Origin of the sequence: Actinacidiphila cocklensis (assembly GCF_907177275.1) — a bacterium.
GTDB classification, from domain to species: domain Bacteria; phylum Actinomycetota; class Actinomycetes; order Streptomycetales; family Streptomycetaceae; genus Actinacidiphila; species Actinacidiphila cocklensis.
The window spans coordinates 250,744-272,003 of the sequence record NZ_CAJSLV010000070.1 but is presented as its reverse complement, the minus strand read 5'-3'; the positions used below and the strand labels follow the sequence as shown (position 1 = coordinate 272,003).

General features: G+C 68.6%; 7 protein-coding genes, 1 tRNA gene and 1 pseudogene. 5 read left to right on the top strand and 4 right to left on the bottom strand.

The window, feature by feature from the left end; genetic code table 11:
• Positions 1-12: 12 nt before the first annotated feature.
• A complete protein-coding gene (locus tag NFU81_RS26290; RefSeq protein WP_251494459.1) occupies positions 13-6,456 on the bottom strand; it encodes a neuraminidase-like domain-containing protein in 6,444 nt (2,147 codons plus the stop codon).
• A gap of 331 nt (positions 6,457-6,787) precedes the next feature.
• Here NFU81_RS26290 and NFU81_RS26285 point away from each other — a divergent pair, with 331 nt between their 5' ends.
• The 4 genes and pseudogenes from NFU81_RS26285 (at position 6,788) to NFU81_RS26270 (ending at position 16,761) form a co-directional block, all read left to right on the top strand.
• Entirely contained in the window at positions 6,788-14,569 is a 7,782-nt protein-coding gene (locus NFU81_RS26285) for a SpvB/TcaC N-terminal domain-containing protein (protein WP_274038070.1), read from the top strand.
• Positions 14,570-14,760: 191 nt separating this feature from the next.
• Positions 14,761-15,171, top strand: a pseudogene (locus NFU81_RS26280) (transposase family protein); the annotation flags it as partial.
• 49 nt (positions 15,172-15,220) lie between these two features.
• Positions 15,221-15,610, top strand: a complete 390-nt coding sequence (locus NFU81_RS26275) for a helix-turn-helix domain-containing protein (RefSeq protein ID WP_251494452.1) — start codon at positions 15,221-15,223, stop codon at positions 15,608-15,610.
• Positions 15,611-15,672: 62 nt separating this feature from the next.
• Entirely contained in the window at positions 15,673-16,761 is a 1,089-nt protein-coding gene (locus NFU81_RS26270) for an integrase core domain-containing protein (protein ID WP_251494448.1), read from the top strand.
• Here NFU81_RS26270 and NFU81_RS26265 read toward each other — a convergent pair.
• Entirely contained in the window at positions 16,749-18,530 is a 1,782-nt protein-coding gene (locus NFU81_RS26265; protein WP_251494445.1) for a serine/threonine-protein kinase, read from the bottom strand. The two genes, NFU81_RS26270 and NFU81_RS26265, sit on opposite strands and share 13 nt — an antisense overlap.
• 194 nt (positions 18,531-18,724) lie before the next feature.
• Here NFU81_RS26265 and NFU81_RS26260 point away from each other — a divergent pair, with 194 nt between their 5' ends.
• Positions 18,725-20,011, top strand: coding sequence for a site-specific integrase (locus NFU81_RS26260; protein WP_308208325.1), 1,287 nt, complete (start codon positions 18,725-18,727; stop codon positions 20,009-20,011).
• 351 nt (positions 20,012-20,362) lie between these two features.
• Here NFU81_RS26260 and NFU81_RS26255 read toward each other — a convergent pair.
• Positions 20,363-20,439: transfer RNA gene (locus tag NFU81_RS26255), tRNA-Pro, on the bottom strand.
• 99 nt (positions 20,440-20,538) lie between these two features.
• Positions 20,539-21,084 carry a hypothetical protein gene (locus NFU81_RS26250; protein ID WP_251494438.1) on the bottom strand — a complete coding sequence of 182 codons (546 nt, stop codon included), beginning with the start codon at positions 21,082-21,084 and terminating at the stop codon, positions 20,539-20,541.
• Positions 21,085-21,260: the final 176 nt, after the last annotated feature.

The window sequence follows — 21,260 nt, the reverse complement described above, 5'->3', positions numbered from 1 at the left end:
TCCTCTTCGTGCTCAGCCGGGGATGACCGGGTCGGTGATCGCGCCAGGTGATCGTGCCAGGTCGGGGAAGGTCGCCGGTGCGCCCATCGGGCCGGCGAACCGTCCGAAGGTCCGCACGGTCGCCGCATCGGTGGGGTCGGGGTGGACGTAGAAGACGTGCCGGCTGTCCTGGAAGAAGAAGGGCGCCCTGTGCGGATCCTTCAGGCGATGCATCGGGCCGACGCCCCGGTAGGGCAACGGGTTGGCGCGCAGGACTGTCATGTCGTGCAGGGGGTCGTCCCTGAAGGTGACCACGAACGGGCCGACATCGGAGAACTGCCGGTCCGCGGGGAATCCCAGCGAGCCACCGGTGTCGTCTTCCTTGCGGACCGGCAGGCTGTGCGTGGTGTAGAGGCGGAAATGCGAATTGCCTGTGCCGTCAGGGCTGGGATTGAGCACGATGATGCCCAGGCTGTCGCGGACCCCGGTGCTGTCGCTCACGATGTCGGAGGCCAGACGAAGGGTCAGCGGGTCTCCGATCACGCTGAATCGGGCGCCCAGGTCGATCGGCCGGTCGGGGTCGGAGGTGCGCGGCGACTGCCACCGGCCGTTGTAGTACTCGCTCCAGAACAGGCTCACGGTCAGGGTGGCTGTCACGCGAAGCGACAAGTCCCGCACCGCGAGATCGCCCAGCCGTGCCTCGGGCGCAGTGGATGCGGTGAACGGCCCGGGCTGTCGGCTGTCGGGCTCTTTGGACACCTTCAGCCAGAACAACAGGAAGCGGCCTTTCCAGATCACCGGGAGTACCGGGTCGTCCTGGATCTCGACGTTGACCGGCTCCCACGCGTGCCAGGTGCCGTCCAACGTGCGGTGGTAGTAGCTGCGTTTCGCCCCGGAAGTACGCCCAATGACGTGAACCAGCGGGTCGGGGACCGTGGTGCCCGCGGCGACGCGCTCGTCAACGTGCATGCCGGCGATCTCGAGGTTCGCCACGTCGTCGAGTTTTTCGAGGTAGTGGCCCAGAGCGGTTGCGGCGGCCTGGTCGGTGATGTCGGACTGGAGCAGTTCCGACTCCATCTCGCGAAAGAAGGGCGATTTGTCGTCCCGCAGATCAGGATCCAGCCAGTTCTCGGGAAACAGGAACACCCTGCGGTTGGCCTCCCAGATGCGGTAGCGCTTCATCGCCTCCCAGCGCTGCGGGTCGATCGACTCCGGCGAGACCTCCGGCTCGAGGTTCAGCAGCGACCGGGCGACGAACAGTTGCACTGTCGAGATCGCTTGCGCGATGCGGGACGTCGTCATGCACGGGTCCATCTGCACGTCGATGAGCAGTTTCTCGTACAGATGGTCGGCAGAGACGAATCCTCCGGTGACCTCGTCGGCGGACAGGTCCGGGTCGGGATTCTCCAGGTGCAGTGCCTTCCCCACCAGGGCGTCGCGCGCGGCGCGGCGCAGCTCGTCGGTGATCGGACGTACCGCCTGCGCCCACGCGTCGTCGTCGTACCGCGCGCGGACGGCGTCCCGCACGTCACGCACGTCCTGCGCCGTGGGAGCGGTCCTCATGGTCCGGGCGAGTGCGGTCACCGGCAGCGCCACGGCGTGGACCAGATCCAGCACGTCGGCCACGCGTTGGAGCTCGTCCAGGCTGCGCAACGCGGTGCCTGCTGCACCGAGGTGTGCCGCGACGTCGTCCACGACCGCCGGGGGGACGCCGGTGAGCCCGGCGATCAGTGCCGATGGCGGGTCGGGCACCGAGGCGTCGAGCAGGTCGACGATCGCGGTGCCTGTCACCCCCCAGCGCAGGCGGAGCCGGCGGTACCGGGCGAGGGCGTCGACGGCCCGCACGAGCGTGAGCCGGGCTGCGGGATTCGGGGCCTCGGGCACAGCGGACAGCCAGCCGGCGGCGCCGATGCGGTACTGCGGTGAGCGGGCGAAGGAGAGCAGTTCGCGGACCGTGAGTCCGAGCGCGGAGCACAGTTCGATGGCCGCCAGAAGTCGTCGATAGGCGCTGGTGAAGGCCGCGGCTGTGTCTGCCGGGCAGCAGGCGCTGCCGGGCAGCAGTACCTGTGTGACTCCCTCGGCATGCCACCGCAGGCGCAGGTCGGTGCTCAACGCGGTCGCCGTGAGTTCCAGCCGCATCGGCCGCCCGGCGACGAGATCGACCGGCGCCCCGGTCCACGTCCGGCCCTCGTGGTGCAGTTTCACGTCCTGGCCGTCGACCTGCAGCGTGACCGCGGAGCCGTCCGCCTCGATCGTCAGCACGTAGGAGCCGGTGACGGGCGGGTCGATGACTGCGGCCCAGATCCCGCTGAGTGCTCCGGTGGGGATCCCGGCCGCTTGGCGCAGGTCGGCCCCGTCCGGGCCGTAGTCGATCGCGGGCGCGACTCCGGTCCGAGCTGGGGCGCCGGCGACGGGGCCGGCCACGGAGCCGGTCCAGAAACGCACGCTCAGGCCGGTTGCGGTCACCGCGGCAAGGTCGTCGCCGGCCGAACGTTGCGGAGCCGACCCTGGCAACGCGTCGGCATCCTGGAGCAGGGCCGTGACCGTGTCGGGCTCTGCACGGGTCGCGGCGCCGAGCACCTGGCCCAGTTGCCTGCTGCGCACAGCCGGTCGCAGGTCTTCCAGCAGTCCCGCTCCCAGCGCGGCCAGGCGCATCGTGCCGTCCGGGTCGGCGGGGGTGGCCGCCCACGCACGCCAGCGCTTCTCCAGGATCGGGTGCGCGCGGAAGAGCGGCAGGTACTCGGCCTGCCCCGCGTTCGCCAAGGCGGCTACCGCCTCCGCCAGGCCCGTCGGTAGATCGGGGAGGGCTGCGACCGCGGCCGCTGTCTCCGGGGGCAGCACACCGCGGTGGATCAGCAGCGAACGGGCCGCGTCGTACGACAGTCCGGGGGCCGTTGCCAGCACGGGGGCGGGAAGCGCCGGCCGATCCTGGTGGTAGGTGGTGGTGTAGGTGGAGGTCCCGGCTAGCAGGCCCAGGAACGCGTCGCTGACGTCGACAGGCAGCACTGCGGTCAGGACGGCGCGCAGGGAGGAATCGGTCCACTGCCCGTTGGCGGGAGCACGGGGGTCGATCAGCGCACTGCGGACCGAGCGCAGGATCGGCAGGACGGCCGAGTCCGGGGTGGTGTCGGTTCCCAGTGCCAGCGCCGCGAGGCGGGCCATGGGAAGGCCGGAGTCGCGGATCGACTGGACCAGGCGCAGGAACTTCAGGAATTCCGGGTCGTGCCCATCCAACGGAGCGAACGGCTTCCAGCCGGTCACTTCAATGAGGTCGACCAACTCCGGTACGCTCACCCGCAGAGCGCGGGCGAGGTAGCCGTATCGGAACAGGGCACTCACCGAAGCAACCGACAGCCTCGTCGTCGGGCCGGCACCTGCCGCGTCCGCGGCTGCGGCGAACTCATCGGCTGTGAGCTTCAGCGCCCCTTGCAGAGCCGGGGCGTGATCAAGCAGCAGCGCCTCCGGGTCTGCCGGCGGGCTCCCGTCGGGGCCGGATCCGAACACCGGATCGGTGCCGAGCACCATGGAGTTGCGAAACAACGTGCGGAACGCGGAATCCGGGCCCTGCACGCTGAGCGGGCCGAAGCAACCGAGCAGCCACGGCAGGTCGTCCTCGATGTCGAGTCCGAGCAGGTCCATCCCCGTCAGCAGGTGTCCGAGTCGGACCAGGACGGTGTCGAAGCCGGTGTCCAGGTTCTTGCGGACCACGTCCGGGGACGCCATGACGGGCACCGCGACGGGCCAGAGCGCGGTGACCATCTCGTCGGTGCGCTCGATGCTCCAGCCGAGCCGGTTCCGCAAGCGGACGAACCGCGCGATCGCCAGCAGGTCCGCTGCGCGAAGCTCGTTGCGCGTCGTGTCGGGCAGCGTTCGCCTCAGCTCCAGCTTCGCAAAGGCGCCGGTCGAGTCCCCGACCGGGGGCTCCTGTCCGGTCGGGTCGGTGAGGACGACGATGTTCATGATCCGGTCATGGTGGGTGGCCAGCCACGCGACGACGTCGCCGCCGAACGGCGCGGTGTCCAGATCGGGCCGCAGGGCCGCGTTGAAGGCCGCTGGTGTGATCGTGCCGTCGTGCAGGCCCTGAATCGCGGGGAATCCGACGCCGAGCCTGCCGAGGAGCGGCAGCAGGTCGGCGTCGGGGTTGACGAATCGCGTCTGGACCAGTTGGACCAGCTCGGCCGGGCTGAGGCCGAGGCGGCGGGCGAGGCGGCGGGCGTTGCCCGCACCGCGCACGAGCTGTGCCTCCGTCACGCGCGCCGGGTCGTCGCCGTAGAGGTCCTGCGCCGTCACAGCGGGTCCGGCCAGTAGCTCGCGCTCGGCCGGGCCGACGCCTGTTCGCTCCCGCACGATGTCGCTCCAGGAGCGGCCATCGACGTCGTCGGCCGAGAGGGCCGCCATGGCATCCGCGAGGGCGACTCCTGCTTGGCGGAGGTAGGCCCGCAGCGCGGCCAGGCGCTGGTCCCACGGCAGCACGAGTGGGTAGAAGGATCCCCGCAAAGCGGTGTAGGCGGCCTCGTCCACGAAGTGCGGCGCCGCCAGCAGATCGGCCGTGGTCGTATCCGGAGCCACATCGTGGCCCCTGTACCCCTCGACAGAGGCATGGACGACGACATGTTCGAGAATCTCGTTCGCCAGATCCACGTAGGGGAGCTCGACTTCGGTGTTCTCGCAGCTCAGGGTGATGTGCTGCAGGTCGGGACGGCGCTGTAGCAGCACCTCCAGCGGGGGTCGGCCGCCGGCCGTGGCCGGGGCCGCGGCAAGGAATTCGAGGAGGTCGACGAGGTACGCACCTGGGCTGAGCACCGACTCGCACTGCTCGCACGCGCCGGCGTCGCCGGGCCCGAACAGCGTCTCCAGGTTGGGCAGCGTGCGTACGTTCGCCAGGCCGGCCTCGCGGGCTCGGGCCCCAGGGCCGGTGCGTGCCCCAGGGCCGCCGGGCGGAACGGCGAACACCTCGGGCGCGGCGCGGGCCACCAGGTGGCTGGTGGCCATGGCGAGGGTGGCGCTGTGCACCTGATCGCTGCGCCGGAAGGTCTCCCGGGCGACGTCCTCGCCGCCCAGGGCGGAAGCGAAGCGTGAGATGAACGCCTTCTCGCCGTGGAGGGCAACCGACCGGGCGGAATCGAAGCCGAGCGTTCGCAGACCGCGCACCGCCTCGGGGGCGGGAGCGACCGCGAGGATCCGTTGCACGGTCGCGATCTCGTCCTGGACCTGCGGTTCCAGATCGATGCCGTTGACGCTCAGGAAGTCGTGGACGGGGTGCACGGCAAGCTCGAACCGGTCGTGGTGCTCGGCAAGGAAGTCGGCCACGGCGCGATCGGTGCCGGGCGGCCCCCCGACGGGGATGGTCCCCTCGGCCACCTCGGCGCCCACAACCGCGGTGGGGTGGCGCAGCCGCAGTTCTTCGGCCAGCAGCGCGGCGTAGGCGTCCCGCCGTAGCGCGTCGTCCTCGCCGAGGATGTCATCGGGGACAGGCACGTCGGCGGTGAGGTGTTCGCGCCATCGGTCCGCGTGGTGATAGCCGGCCGCCGCGAGATCGCCTACTCGGGTCGGTGCCGGGCCGTCGTGGAGTTTGGCGATCAGCGCAACGTTGTTACGGGTCAAGGCGGCCAGCGCGCCGTCGAGTTCCAGTCGGGCGGCGGTGTGGTCGGCGAAACTCCTGCGAACCTGCGACCAGAAGGGGGCGGGCGTGTCGCGGTGCTCGCGGTAGATCTGAGCGAAGCGACGCCGGTCGGTCTCATCCGGCAGGGCACTGTGCAGGAGGTCGCCCAGGCGCCCGTCACCCACCCCGGTGGGCAGGTCCAGGACCGCCTGGCCGGCCAGGTCGCGGACCGCGTCGAGGCTCGCGGGGACGGCCGCCGCCAGCTCCGGTGCGATGATTCCCTGCTCGATGGCGCGGGTCCACACGGTCTCGATCGTGCCGGCCGGTGTGAGTGCCCACAGTCGTGAGCCTGCGGGCAGGCCGGCGCGGTACAGCGCGTAGTGCAGCGGTGCGGGGATGCCGGTGCCCGCCGCTTCGCGATCGGCGAGCGAGGCCATGGCCACCGCCCGGGCGTTCCACCCGCTCTTGGCGGCCGCGAACGTCACATCGCGACGCTCTTCGTCCTCCACCAACCCGGCCGGGCTGACCGGGACCGCGCCTGCTCTGGCCAGGCCGTCGGCGATGTCGGCCACGAGGCGGCTGTGCTCGTCCAGGACGGGCACGCCCACCGGGAGTACGACGTCGACCTGTTCGCTGGGGCTGGCGTCGAACCGTGTGGGGGCACGGGCGATCACTTCGCGTTCGGCCGCCTGGTCGGCGGCGCGCGCTCGATCACCGGCCGGTGCCCGGACCGCCCGCACGACGAGGTCGAGGCTCGCTCCCGGCCCCGAGCGGACCGACTCGGGGTCGTAGGTCAGCACGAACGTGCCGTCCCGCTCCACCTCCGCCGTTCCCACCCGGTGTTCGCCGCCGAGGCGCAGGTCTGAGACCTCCACGGTGACTCCGGAGGTGACCGGGTACCCCGTGACGTCGCGCACTGTCCCGGCGATCCGGAACCTCGCATCCGCCGCACCGGATGTCGTCATGGACCTTTCGCCTCCCGGACGGGTCGAACCCGCCGAGGTCCGATCACCGGCGACGCCCGCAGGGCGACCACAGGTGGTGTCATGGGAGGCGGGCGAACGAGCAGTTGCAACGCTTTTGTGCTTACCCTAAAGTGGAAGATAAATCACACATATTCACCCATAGGGGCGATGTTGGATTTATGCCCTCAACCGGCCGTCCGTGTCGCGGGCGGGCCGCTACAGGCGATCCGGGGTGTCGCGCATGCCACCACCGCAGAGCACCGACCGGCGGACAGGACAGCCGCACTCACCCAATGCGCCGCGTCCGCCCGCCCCCGAGACGCCATCGGTGGCACTGCCCAAGGGCGGTGGCGCCATTCGCGGTATAGGCGAGAAGTTCACGGCGAATCCCGTGACGGGAACCGGGTCGATGACCGTGCCGATCGTCACCAGCCCCGGTCGCTCCGGGTCAGAACCGGCGTTGTCCTTGTCCTACGACTCCGGATCGGGCAATGGGATCTTCGGGTTCGGTTGGAGCCTGGCCCTCCCCTCGATCACGCGCAGGACGGACAGGGGGCTTCCGGCCTACCACGACCAGCAGGAATCGGACGTCTTCCTGCTGTCCGAGGCCGAGGACCTGGTGCCCCTGCTCGGCCCAGACGGCGGGTATCTCGACGACACCTCTATCGATCCCCGTTACGTCGTCCGGCGATACAGGCCCCGCGTGGACGGTCTGTTCGCGCGGATCGAGCGCTGGACACATCGGCACGACGGCGCCGTCCATTGGCGGTCGATCACCAAGGACAACATCCTCACCATGTATGGCCAGGACGCCGAGTCGAGGATCGCGGACCCGGATGACGCCGCCCGGACTTTCACCTGGCTGATCTGCGAGACGCGAGACGACGTCGGCAACGTCGTCCGCTACCGGTACCTGCCGGACAACGGTCTCGGAGTCGATCTCACCCAAGCCTGCGAACGAAACCGCGGTCCGCGCGACGACGCGCGCCGCAGCACCAACATGTACCTCAAGCGCATCGAGTACGGAAATCGGCGACCGCTGCTGGACGATGCCGGGCGTCGGCCCCGGTTCCTCGCCGACCTTCCGCCGGAGCAAACCACCAGCGCCGAATTCATGTTCGAGGTCGTCTTCGACTACGGGGAACACGACCCTGACAGCCCCACGCCGCATGACCTCGGCGCCTGGACCTTCCGCAAGGACGCGTTCTCCTCGTACCGGGCCGGATTCGAAGTACGCACCACGCGGTTGTGCCGACGGATCTTGACCTTTCATCACATACCTGACGGCCCGGGCGGCGAGAACGGCTACGACGGCCTCGCCCGCTCGACGGACCTGACCTATTCCGGCCTGGAGGACGCGGGCTCCGGATACGCTTTTCTGCGTTCGGCCACACAAACCGGCTACCGGCGCCTGGACGACGGCTACCGGCGGCTCAGCCTTCCGCCGCTGGAGTTCGACTACTCCCAGCCCACTGGACCGCGCCTGGTGCGCGACATCGACCAGGCGGCCTGGGCGAACCTCCCTGTCGGAGTCGACTCGGCTGCCTACCAGTGGGTCGACCTTCGAGGCGAGGGCGTTGCCGGCATCCTGACCGAACAAGCGGACGCCTGGTTCTACATCCGCAACCTGAGCCCTTCGGAAGCCGGGACCGTCCGCTTCGCCCCGACGGAACCGGTCACCACCAGGCCCGGCCCCGGACTGGACGGCGGGCGGGCCCAGTTCATGGATCTGGCCGGTGACGGGCTGCCCGACCTGGTCGTCCTCGACGGCCCCGCACCCGGGTTGTACGAGCACGATGACGCCGACGGCTGGCAGCCGTTCCGCACCTTCGGCTCGCGGCTCAACCGCGCACTGAACGGCGACGACGTCAGGCTGGTGGACCTCAACGGCGACGGTCACGCCGATGTGCTGACGATCGAGGAGGACGCGTTCCTCTGGCACCCGTCGCTGGCCGAGGTGGGCTTCGGTCCGCCGCTGCGGACGACTCAGCCGCTCGACGAAGAAGCGGGCCCCCGGCTGGTGTTCGCCGACGGCACCCAGTCGATCTACCTCGCCGACTTCAGCGGTGACGGACTCGCCGACCTCGCCCGAATCCGCAACACGGAGATCTGCTACTGGCCCAATCTGGGCTACGGCCGGTTCGGCGCCAAAGTGACCATGGACGGGTTGCTGCCGCTGGACGACACCGACCAGTTCGACCAACGTCGCGTCCGCCTCGCCGACATCGACGGGACCGGCACCGCGGATCTGGTCTACCTGCACCACGAAGGCGTCCGCATCTACCTCAACCAGTCGGGAAACCGTTGGAGCCCGGCCCAGCACCTGGATGCCTTTCCCCCGGTCGACGACGTCGTGTCCATACACATCGCCGACGTGCTCGGCAACGGCACGGCCTGCCTGATCTGGTCCTCGCCCCTGCCGGGCGACGCCGGCAGGCAGATGCGGTATGTGCCCCTGGCCGGCGACCAGAAGCCCCATCTGCTGGTCAGGACCTCCAACAACCTCGGTGCGGAAACCATCATCGGCTACGCGCCGTCGACGAAGTTCTCGCTCCTCGACGAGCGGAACGGCGAACCGTGGGCCACGCGCCTGCCGTTTCCCGTTCACGTAGTCGAACAGGTGCAGACCCTTGACCGGGTCAGCCGCAACCGCTTCGTGACCCGGTACGCCTACCATCACGGCCACTTCGATGGTGACGAGCGGGAGTTCCGCGGATTCGGCACGGTGGACCAGTGGGACACCGAGGAACTCCGCGCGCTCGCCGGCGCCGAGTCGGCGGCCGACAACGAGCATCCCGCGTCGCGCATGGCACCGGTTCGCACCCGGACGTGGTTCCACACCGGCGCCCCGCCCGGGTCGAACCACCTTCCGCCCGGCTCGCTGACCCCTCCCCCGATGCCGGCCGGTCTGACCGCCCAGGAAGGGCGAGAAGCCCACCGCGCGCTGAAGGGAGCGATGCTTCGCCAGGAGATCTACGCCCTGGACGGAAGCCCCCGGCAGGAGCACCCGTACAGCGTCGTCGAGCATAGCTTCGCCGTCCGGCTCGAACAGCGCCGCGGTGTCAACCAGCACGCCGTCTTCTCGTCCCATCCGGCTGAGAGCATCGGGCGCCATCACGAGCGCGATCCCGACGACCCGCGCGCGGAGCACTCGATAACCCTTGAGACCGACCCGTTCGGCAACGTTCTCAAGTCCGTGGCCATCGCGTACGGGCGACGGTGGCCGTCGCCGCTGCCGTTCGACACCGACCGAGCGTGCCAGACCACGGCTTTGCTCACGTACACCGAGAATGCCCTGGCCGGCCCGATCGCCGACCCCAGCGCCTTCCCGGACGACCACCGCACCCCGCTGCCGGCGGAGACCCGCGTCTTCGAGCTGACCGGCTACCTGGCGAGCGGCCCCGACGACCGCTACTCGGCACAGGACTTCGTGGAGCCGGACCCGGCATCCCCCAGGCTGCGGCCGATCTACGACAAGGAGATCGGCTACCAGGAGACAGCCGCCGGCAACCGGACGCGTCGCCTGATCGAATGGACACGCGAGCTGTACCGGGCCGACGACTTGTCGTCCTTCCTTCCCGTCGGCGTGCTCCAGCCACGCGCCCTCCACGGCGAGAGCTACTCGCTGGCGCTCACCGCCGAGCTGCTCGACCAGGTGTTCCGGCGCGACGGCGCTGCACTGCTGCCGGAACCGGAGACCGTCCTCCAGGGGCCGGGCGATGACAGGGGCGGATACCTGCAGGGCCGGCAACTGGTGGCCGACGGCCGATTCCCGGCTACGGACCCCGAGGGCCTGTGGTGGGTTCCCTCCGGTCAGGTGTTCTTGTCGCCGGGCCCCGACGACGAGGCCGCGGAAGAACTCCGCTACGCCCGGGGCCATTTCTTCCTGCCCTCCCGCACCCGGGACCCGTTCCACAGCAGCGAGACCAGCACCCAGGGCTTCATCCGCTACGACCGCCACGACCTGCTCGTTGTCGAGACCGCTGACGCCCTCGGCAACCGCGTCACGGTCGGCGAACGTCTGCCCAATGGTGACATTGACCTGACGAAGCCGGGCCACGACTACCGGGTGCTGCAACCGAGTCAGGTCACCGACGCCAACGGCAACCGTACCTGGGCCGCGTTCGACGCCCTGGGACTGGTGGTCGCGACTGCCGTTGGCGGCAAGCCGGCAGAAAACCTCGGGGACTCTCTCGCCGGCCTCGATCCTGACCTGAGCGAAGCCCAGATCACGGCCCTCATGAACTCCCCGCTTGCCGACCCGCGGGCCGTACTCGGCCGGGCGACCACCCGGCTGGTCCACGACTTCTTCGCCTACCAGCGAACCGCTGACCAGCCTGACCCGCAGCCCGCGGCGGTCTGCGTCCTCGCCCGGGAGACGCACGACGCCGACCTGGCGGGAGAAACACCGACCAAGGTCCAGCTCAGCTTCTCCTACTCGGACGGCCTCGGCCGGGTGATCCAGCAAAAGCTGCGGGCCGAGCCCGGGCCCATGGTCGAGGACGGCCCTGCGCTGGATCCGCGCTGGGTGGGCAGCGGATGGACCGTCTTCAACAACAAGGGCCTACCGGTCCGCCGTTTCGAGCCGTTCTTCAGCCCGACACACCGCTTCGAGTTCGCTGTGCAGGCCGGTGTGAGCCCCGTCCTCTTCTACGACCCCCTCGGGCGGGTCGTCGCCACCCTGCACCCGGACCACAGCTACGAGAAGTCGGTCTTCGACTCCTGGCAGCACGTCACCTGGGATCGAAACGACACCGTACTGGACGACCCGCGCACCGATCAGGACATCGCCGGCTTCGTCGCGCCCTACTTCGCCCACCTGCCAACCGGCTCGGGCAGCCCAGTGTGGCAGACCTGGTACGAGCAGCGCGCCACGGGCGACCTCGGTCCGGAAGAGCGGTCCGCCGCGGCGAAAGCAGCAGCCCATGCCCGCACTCCGAGCACCGCTCACGCCGACGTGCTCGGACGGCCCTTCCTGAGCATCGCCGACAATGGACCGGACCCCGACCATCCGGAGCGGCGGCTGCTCCTGGCGACCAGGACGAAGTTCGACATCGAAGGCAACCAGCGCGCGGTCCAGGACGCGGTCGACCAAACCGGCGACGGGCAGGGCCGAGTCGTCATGCGATCACATTACGACCTGCTTGGCCGCCAGATCCACCGGCACTCGATGGACTCCGGGGCCCGCTGGATGATCAACGACGTGCTGGGGCGGCCGCTGCGCGCCTGGAACCAGCGGGGCCACCGCTTCCGCACCGCCTACGACCCGCTCCGTCGACCGCTGCGCACCTTCGTTCTCGGAACCGACCCGGAAAACCCGGACCTCGAAGTCCTGGTAGAACGGCTGGTCTACGGCGAGCAGCACCCGCAAGCGGCGGCGCGCAACCTGCGCGGTGTGGTCCATCTGCAGCTCGACCAGGCCGGCGCCGTCCAGACCGAGGCTCACGACTTCAAGGGCAACCCGCTGCGGACCTCGCGCCGCCTCACGAACGGATCGCGCTACCGGACGACGGTGGACTGGCACGCGGTCGACACCGACCTCGCCGCCCTGCCCGCTCTGGCCACCGCGGTCATCGACCAGGCGGCGCTGGAGCGCGCACTCGCAACGACCCTGGAACCGGACAGCTACACCGCGTCAACCACCTACGACGCGCTCGACCGGCCCGTGACCATGACCACACCGCACACACCGGCCATGGCCGCCAGCGTGGTGCGGCCCGGATACAACGAGGCCAACCTGATCGAGAGCCTCGACGTCAACCTCCACGCCGCCGCGGCCGGTGGGCAGGAGACCTGGACACCGTACGTCACCGGCATCGACTACGACGCCCTGGGGCGGCGCCGACAGATCGACTACGGCAACGGAGCACGGACGTCGTACACCTTCGATCCGCACACCCTGCGGCTCACCCGCTTGCGCACCACCCGAGCGCCGAGCGACATCCCTGGCGAGGGACAGGTGCAGGATCTGAACTACGTCTTCGACCCGGTCGGAAACGTCGTGCACGTCCGCGACGACGCCCAGCAACGCGTCTTCTTCGCCAACCAGGTGGTCGAGCCCAGCGCGGACTACACCTACGACGCGATCTACCGCCTGACCGAGGCCACCGGCCGCGAGCACCTGGGACAGAACGGCGCCCCGATCCCGTACTCGGCCGACGACTCGCTCCGCACTCGACTGCCCCATCCGGGTGACGGCGGGGCCATGGGCACGTACACGGAACGGTACGTCTACGACGGAGCCGGGAACATCACGACCATGCGCCACACGAGCGGCTCCCGCGCACCCGGTTGGACCCGCCGCTACGAGTACGCGGAAGCGAGTGCCCTCGACACCGCCGCGCCTACGACCCTCAGCAACCGCCTGACCAGCACGGCCACCGCGCGGGGCGATGCGCCGCCCGACGAGCGCTACCGCTACGACGCGCACGGCAACATGACGCGCATGCCGCACCTGCGTGGCGCCGATCCCGACCCCAACGTCTTCTGGGACCACTTCGATCAGATGCGTCGGGCCGACCCGGCAGCAGGCGGGACCGCGTATTTCGTCTACGACGCGGACGGTGAGCGTATACGCAAGGTCTGGGAGAAGTCCGCCGGCGTGACCGAAGAGCGCATCTATCTCGGCGGCTTCGAGATCTACCGCCGTACGCAGGGCAACGAGACGCTCGAGCGGGAGACGCTGCACGTCATGAACAAGGCCGAGCGGGTGGCCCTGGTCGAGACCCGCACACGCGACACCGCCGGCGCCGACACCGCACCCGCCCAGTTGACGCGGTTCCAGTTCGGCAACCATCTCGGCTCGGCATGCCTTGAACTCGACGACCGGGCGCGCATCCTGTCCTACGAGGAGTACACGCCCTACGGGAGCACCTCGTACCAGGCCATGGCCAGCCAGACCGAAACCCCGAAGCGCTTCCGGCTCGCCGGCAGGGAACGCGACGAGGAGTCAGGACTGAACCACCACACGGCCCGGTACTACGCGCCATGGCTCGGACGATGGGCGAGCTGCGACCCGCTCGGCATGACCGATGGCCTCAATCCCTACTGCTACGTCCACGACGACCCGATCGGGATGGTCGACCCAGCTGGCACAGAAGGCACCCCCATCCTCACACCCAGCGGGCAGCCGACACCGCTGACCTGGATCGACCCGGACAGCGCCGCCCGGACGTCGGGCATCCCGCCGGCCAGTCTCTCTGGCCCTTCCAGCATCACGATGAAGCCCGCCAAACCCGCGTTCGCACCCGTACCAGGAGCGCTCGAACCCGCACCTCCGCCCCCGCCGAAGCCCCAGTCGGCCCTGCGCGAGTTCGAGCCGAAGGTGTCCGATCCCGAGGCGCTGCGGCGCGCGGAAGGCATGGGACACATTGAACGTGGCGACATCGTCCAGTTCGGAAAGGGACCGGTCAACGGTCCGTCGAGCTGGGTCGGGGGACCCCAGTTCGCGATTGACGAGCGCTACGCGGGAGCAGCGGAGGCAGGCAAGGAGCTCGGCAAGGACCTGGTCCTTGAAGTGGCGACTGCCGGGGTCGGGAAAGCGCTGGAAGTCGCCACGCCGTTCCTGAACAAGGCAGTCCGGGCCCCTGCCTTCGCGTTCGTAGGCGCCGGCGGACCGGGGGCGACGGTCGGAACCGGACGGGGTCTCGCAAGAGCAGGCGAGACCGCGGCCGAGAGCCGAGCCGCGCTGTCGGCCGTCAGGCCCGATGTCCCCACGCATGCGATCATCCCCATCGACAGAATCGGGACCCGGGCCGGCAAGGCATACGCGCCCAAAGTCAATCCCAGGCCCGGCAGCTACCGAGGCATCACCCCGAATATGCGCCGTGAGGCTCAGCGGGTCGGCGAACGTTGGCAGGGCCCGGGAAAGTATGACGTGGGTCACCGCACGCCCCTGTCCCAGGTCCCGCCGGGTGAGAGGGTTCGGCTCAGGTCGGAGGCGGTCTCCACCAACCGGGCTGACGGCGATGCCATCGCGAGGACGAACGAGTTGCGCCGCAAAGCGGGTCTGTACACGCGGTAGCCACGTGGTCGGCCCGGCTCACGGAAGTCGGGATACGTTGCGCGTGCCGATACATCATCCGTCCAGGTCACGGCCTTGAGCGCCGATCTCAGACTGTGCCGGTCGCCAACCCCAAGTCCCGGGTCTATCCAGCGAGTGGCTCTGTTCCGTAGGAGGTGGTGACGGCAGGTGACGGTCGTCGTTGACGTTGTATGCGAGATGTCAACTCCCTTGTGGTGACGGTGTTTTCAGGGCTCTCGGCGCTGGTCGTCGACGATGTGGCGGACGGGGGCGATGCGGTCCGGGTCGTGGCCCGGACCCGGGATGTGCCGGTGCCGTGCCCGGTGTGCGGGGTGCCGACGGGGAAGGTGCACGGCTACCACGTCCGGACGGTGGCGGATGTGCCGGTGGACAGCCGCCGCGTCGTGGTCCGCGTCCGGGTCCGGCGCCTGGTCTGCCCGGTCCTGGGCTGCCGGCGGCAGACCTTCCGCGAGCAGATCCCAGGGCTGCTGGAGCGCCTTCAGCGCCGCACCACGCGCCTGACCAGCCAGATCTCGCAGGTGGTCAAGGAGTTATGCGGCCGGGCGTCCGCCCCGTATCGCTCCAGAATGGCTGCACAGCTCTTGGCCTGGGACGACCCTCCCCTGCAGCGATGGGACACCATCAGTCCCTATGTTGGTGCGACTGCTCTACCTGATCACCATGCGGATCTTCGCGTGGCTGGTCCTGCTGTCTCGCTCTTCCGCGGCCAAGGACGCAGAAATATTGATCTTGCGGCACGAGGTAGCGGTGCTGCGCCGCGAAAAGAAGTGGACGCAGCCGCCGTCCGCAGGACACCCTCCAGTTCCAGTGGAACTGCGCGAGCTGATCATCCGACTCGGCACCGAGAACCCACGCTGGGGCTTCCGAAGAGTGCACGGCGAACTGCGCCGCCTCGGGCATAAGGTCAGCCAGGCCACCGTCCGCCGCGTCCTGCGCGCCGGAGACCTTGTAGGTGCCGGATATCGCATCCGTGCTGGTCGCAGCCCTGGTTCGGGGTCAGCGGTGCGCGCTGGCAGTTGAGCGTCCGATGCAAGGTGGGCTACTCGTGGAGCCGCCTCGGCCAGCTGCGAGGATGCTCGACTGTGCTGCTGCGACTTCCGTACCTCGCCCTGTCGACCGCCGTCAGCTTCATGCGGCTGCTGCCGATGAGCAATCGCGAGAAAGACCTCGAGATCCTGGCCCTGCGCCACCAACTGGTCGTCCTGCAGCGACAGACAGGCAAGCCGCAACTCACCTGGCCCGACCGGGCACTCCTGGCAGCACTGCTGCACCGTCTCCCACACGGGCGGCTGCGTCAGCTCCACCTGATCGTCTCCCCCGACACCGTGCTGCGCTGGCACCGCGAGCTGCTCCGACGCCGCCACGCGAAAGCCTCCCGCCCCAAGCGCCCGGGCCGGCCCCGCACCGTACGATCCATCCGCGTCCTGGTCCTGCGCCTCGTGCACGAGAACCCCAGCTGGGGGTACAGACGCGTACACGGCGAACTCGCCGCACTCGGAATCAAGGTCGCCGCCTCCACCGTGTGGAGCATCCTCAAGGAACACGGCATCCCGCCCGCGCCCGACCGGCAACACACCACCTGGGCGACCTTCCTCCGCTCCCAGGCCGAAGCCATCCTCGCCGCCGACTTCTTCGAGACCAAGACCCTCACCGGCGCGACCCTGACCGTCCTGACGGTGATCGAGCACGCGACCCGACGCGTCCGCATCCTCGGCGCCACTACGCAGCCGACCGCCGCCTGGGTCACCCAACTCGCCCGCAACCTGGCCATGGACATCCAGGACTCCGGAACGAGGATCAAATACCTCATCCGCGACCGCGACGTGCGCTACCCCACCAGCTTCGACGCCGCGCTCGACGATCAGGGCGTCGAGGCCGTCAAGACCGGGGTGAAGATGCCCCGCATGAACGCAATCATGGAACGCTGGATCCGCTCCTGCCGAGCCGAACTGCTCGACCGCACTCTCATCTGGGACCAAGCCCACCTCATGCACGCACTGCGCGAGTACGAGCAGTTCCACAACGAACACAGACCCCACCGAGCCCTCGCAGGCGCCGCTCCCCTACACCCGCTCCCGAAACCCCTCACCTCTGACCGGATCACCCACCTCGACATCCGCAGACACGACCGCCTCCGCGGCATCCTCCACGAGTACCATCACGCCGCATGACCTGCACGGACATAATTCTCGGCACCTACAACGTCGAAATCCCGATCCCATGTGAGTGCGACGAGATCGTCGAACTCCGCCTCAGGGCGGAGCAGATTGAGGACGTCGGCTTCGAATATTGAGCCCGGTTCTGCGAGGTCGAGCGCCTCGTCGTGGAAGCAGCGGTAGGTGTTGCGTGACCGGAACATGACCGAGTACCCACCGTCTACAAGCTCTCCCACGGAGACATCCCACTTCGCTTCAAACGCCTGAAGTGTGCCGGCGACGTCGTCGGCGTTGAGCGGCTCGGTCAACAGATCCACTCCCACCGCTTCTCGGGCCGAATCCAACGGAAGCGTCTCGTCCCAGAGCACCGAGAGGTGACGCTCGAAACCGATGTCCTCGCGAACTGTTTTGTCGAACTCCAAGTAGTCGGTGTCCAGATTCGTACGCATCCAGCGGGTAATCCAGAGGATTGGGGCGCTCATCAGATTCGTCCGCAACGAGCCATTGCCTTCACCGTAGACAGATTCGCGGATGCTCGTCAGCAGCTCTTCGCAGTGGTAGTCCTTGCAGAACCGGAACAAGTGAGCCGACCGCCGTGGCAGACCGCCCCAGCGCGAAGACTGAGGGAGGGGGAAATCAGCCAGAATCGTCTCCAGCTCGCGTTGGAGTCCCGGCTTGGCGGCCGACAACACGAGAGCGTCGTCGTTCTCGTCCCACCGCCCGGCGCCCTCATAGTCGAACTTCGCCTTGCACGAGGCATATATAACGGCTTGAGCACATGTATTGAACAGCTCCGTGCTCACCCGGTACGCAACCTCGCAGTGATAGTTGAGGTTGAACCGGTCGAGCTCTGCGTCGGCGACCCGCTCGAAGACATGCTTCGCCGACAACACACCTCTGGCGGCACGCCCGAGAATCCGCTCAACCTCGCCGGACGAACTGTCGGCGGACGCTTCCTTGGGGCGCAGATCATCGGAGATCTCCTCAATTGCCGAATCGAGCCGCTGAAGGGTTACCCGAAGCATGCCGCGTACGGTATCGATGCGGAGCCGCTGCGCCTCATCTTGGAGCAGCATCTGTTCAATGATCAGGTCGAGGTCCGCCAGGAAGGGGTAGCGGTCGCGCACAAGCGCGTGTCGTCGCCCTCGGGCGTTCTGCTTCGTGAACATCTCGGTTATGACGAGGCCGAGCGCAAAGATGTCCGCTGGCTTGCCGATACCGAGGGCGTTGTTCCTCACCATCTGCTCGGGAGCGAGGTAGTTCCGGTTCACCAGTAGGTCCCCGCGATTCGTGAGCGAGGAGTCCTTGAAATGCGCGATGCCGAAGTCGGCCAGGACAAGCCCACGCACATCAGGGTCGACGAGGACATTCTCAGGCTTGATGTCGCGATGCACTATGCCGTCGCCGTGCACGTACGCGAGCGCATCGCAGAGCTGGCGCGCGTAGCCGAGAAGCACGTCAGCATCGGTTTCGTCGTTGATCACGTTTCGCAGCGTCATAGGGTAGAAGTCCATGACGTAGTAGAAGAAGTTGACGTCCTCTGAGCGCGCGTGGATTCTCACGACGTTCGGGTGGCTCGATGTCTGCCCGTACTCGATCTCCTGCTTGAAACGCTTGTTGCGAGCGGAGTCCGCGTTGCGGTCCTTCTTAATCCGTTTGACTGCGAGCACCTGGCCGTCGGGCTTACGGCGGACCTTCCACACCACGGCTGATCCGCCCTCTCCCGGAGCCGAATCGCGCTCGTAAGTGACTCCGTCGATGATGAACGGTTCGTTCTTCGGCATGAACCCACCCTACTGACCCTCGGGGCGGAGACGTCGACCAATTGCCGCCAGGACCAGAGGGGTCTGCTGCAAGATCGAGCGACAGTTCCGGTTCCGAACCGCATGCGTCGGCGGAGGTCCTCCGAGCGCTGCTGGGGTGCCTCCCGCGCCGTTGTCCACGCCCTTCCCTGCCCACGGCCCCGAGCACATCGTCGATGGAGGACCGCGCAAGAAGGAGTGGGCATTGGAGCAGCAACCCATTTCGCGAGGCAGGATCTATCGGGCGTGCGGCTGCCGGGACGAGCGCAGGCGGCTACGTGGGCCGCGCTGCCCAGAGCTGGCGGCGAAGCCGAAGCATGGGAGTTGGGCTTTCGCGGTCGATCTTCCCGCCGCCGACGGCCAGCGCCATACCCGCCGCAGGACAGGATTCGACAGTCGCCATCAGGCCGAGAAGGCTCTCGGCCTGCTTCTGGAGAGCGAGCGCACGGGCGTGTATCGGGGAACCGGACCTGACCATACGCGCTTACCTGCTGCAATGGCTTACGGCCAAGGAGCGGCTGCTGCAGCCGACCACGGTGGCCGGCTACCGGGACAACGTACATCGCGATCTCATACCCGCCTTCGGGACGCTCCCCCTGGAAGATCTGCGGGCGCGGCATGTCGAGGCATGGGTTGCCGAGCAGCTGAACGCCGGCCGAGGACGCGTCATCGTCTACCGCGTCGCCTCGACCCTGCGGACGGCCCTGAACTCCGCAGTCCGCGCACGACGTCTGGCCTACAATCCCGCCCAATACTGCGTCCCCACCCGCCCGCGAGCCGCCGAGCGGGTGTGCTGGGATCCCCAACAGGCCGCCGCATTCCTGCACCACAACGCCCGGCACTACGCCGACCAGCTCAGCGACCTGTTCGAGGTCATGATCGGCACGGGAATGCGCCGCGGTGAGATCCTCGGCCTGCACTGGACCGACGTCCACCTGGCCGAGCACACCCTGTTCGTCCGCTGGTCGCTGTCGGCCGTCAACAACAACGAACTGCACCTCGGCCCGCCCAAAACGCGAGCCAGCCGCAACTGGATCGCACTCTCCCCCCGCGTGGCATCTGCATTCCGCCGGCAAGCCGCCATCCACCGGCGTCTCCAACCCGCCGGCACCCCGCTGGGCGGCCTGGTCTTCGCCGGCTACGACGGAGCGCCCCTGCGACCCCAATGGGTGCTGGACCAGCTCCGCCGTCGCAGCACGGAGCTGGCACTCCCCCGCATCGGACTGCACGACCTACGCCACACCGCCGCCACCATCATGATCAGCTCAGGCATACCCGTCGCCATCGTGTCCAAGACCCTCCGGCACTCCACCCTGGCCACCACCGTCAACCTCTACGGCCACCTCCTCAAGTACGCCGCCCACGACGCCACCAGCGCCCTCGCGGCCGCACTCGACCAAGCCGACCACGAACGCACCCAACACCCGGAGCACCCGACCCGTGCACTGCGATCCGCCGCCTGACACCAGCGCGACCCTCAAGGGGTAACAGCACGTCAGCACCCCACCGGCCCGGGTGTTGTCGCCACGGCGCGACAACACCCGAGGGCGCCAAAACGAGCAGATCAGCAAGAATCGGCATCAATCACTGCGATCGGGAGACCCACTCGGCCATGAAACCGCCCGGGTCATGTCAGATATAGCGGCCCCGCGGTATCCCCTCACCGACGCGAAACACGAACGTGCAGGTCAAGCCCGAACAGCCCGGCGGAAAAAGTCACAGCCGGTGCGACAACAGGCGACAACACCCGGCGGGGAAATCGAAAAGGCCGCCCCCGCATCTCTGCGGAAACGGCCTCCGACCTGCGAAAACGCTGGTCGGGACGACAGGATTTGAACCTGCGACCCCTTGACCCCCAGTCAAGTGCGCTACCAAGCTGCGCCACGTCCCGGTGCCTGGCCGGTCCCGGGGGGTTGATCCCCGGGGGGCCGTGCACGAGAAGACTACCTCACCTCGGGGGGTGTTCGCTCACACCCCGGGGGCAGGGGGGCTACGCCTCGTGGTCGGGGGGTGACGGGGGCTGCGTCGGGGTCGGGGGGCGCTTGGTGGGGGGCTGGCGGGTGGCGTGGCGGCGGGCGTCCTCCGCGCTGTTCTGGGCGCCGAGGCTGCCGAAGTAGAAGCCGGCAACCGTGGCCAGCACCGTCATCAGGGACGTCACGATGGTCTTGCGCAGGTCGCCGGAGTCGGGACCCGAGGAGAGCATCGCGACCGCCAGGGCGAAGCCGACCAGGGCCAGGATCAGGACGGCGATGATGCTGCGGGTCAGGCCGCGCACCCCGCGGGGCTCGCGCAGGTCGCGGAGGAAGTCGCGGACCTCCTGATCGGTGGCGGCGCGGTCGATCAGGTGGTCGGTGAGCTGGCGGCGCCACGCGGTGGCCCGGCGGACGTCCATGATCAGCGGTACGACGGCTATCACGGCGACGACCACGACCACCGCCGCGATCAGGATGAAGGCCGAGCCCCCCTTGAGGCCGCCGATCGGCTCCGCCGCGCCCGCCAGTGACGTGACCGTGGTCACATCCGATGTCTGAATCATCTGCGCTGTCCCCCCAGTCCTTCCGGGCGGGCATGATCCCAGCGGCCCTGCAAAGCGGTCAAGTCCCGTGCGGGGCGGGGAGATTCGGCCACATCCGGGCGATCGGCCCGGAAGGGCGGGACAATTCGGTGATCGATACATCTAGCGGCGGACCCGCTGCCTCAGCAGAATCAACC

Excerpts from the sequence above, each read along its gene's own strand:
- NFU81_RS26285 (WP_274038070.1), top strand. The coding sequence starts at position 6,788 with ATGCCACCACCGCAGAGCACCGACCGGCGGACAGGACAGCCGCACTCA.
- NFU81_RS26275 (WP_251494452.1), top strand. The coding sequence starts at position 15,221 with ATGTTGGTGCGACTGCTCTACCTGATCACCATGCGGATCTTCGCGTGG.
- NFU81_RS26265 (WP_251494445.1), bottom strand. The coding sequence starts at position 18,530 with ATGCCGAAGAACGAACCGTTCATCATCGACGGAGTCACTTACGAGCGC.
- NFU81_RS26260 (WP_308208325.1), top strand. The coding sequence starts at position 18,725 with ATGGAGGACCGCGCAAGAAGGAGTGGGCATTGGAGCAGCAACCCATTT.
- NFU81_RS26250 (WP_251494438.1), bottom strand. The coding sequence starts at position 21,084 with ATGATTCAGACATCGGATGTGACCACGGTCACGTCACTGGCGGGCGCG.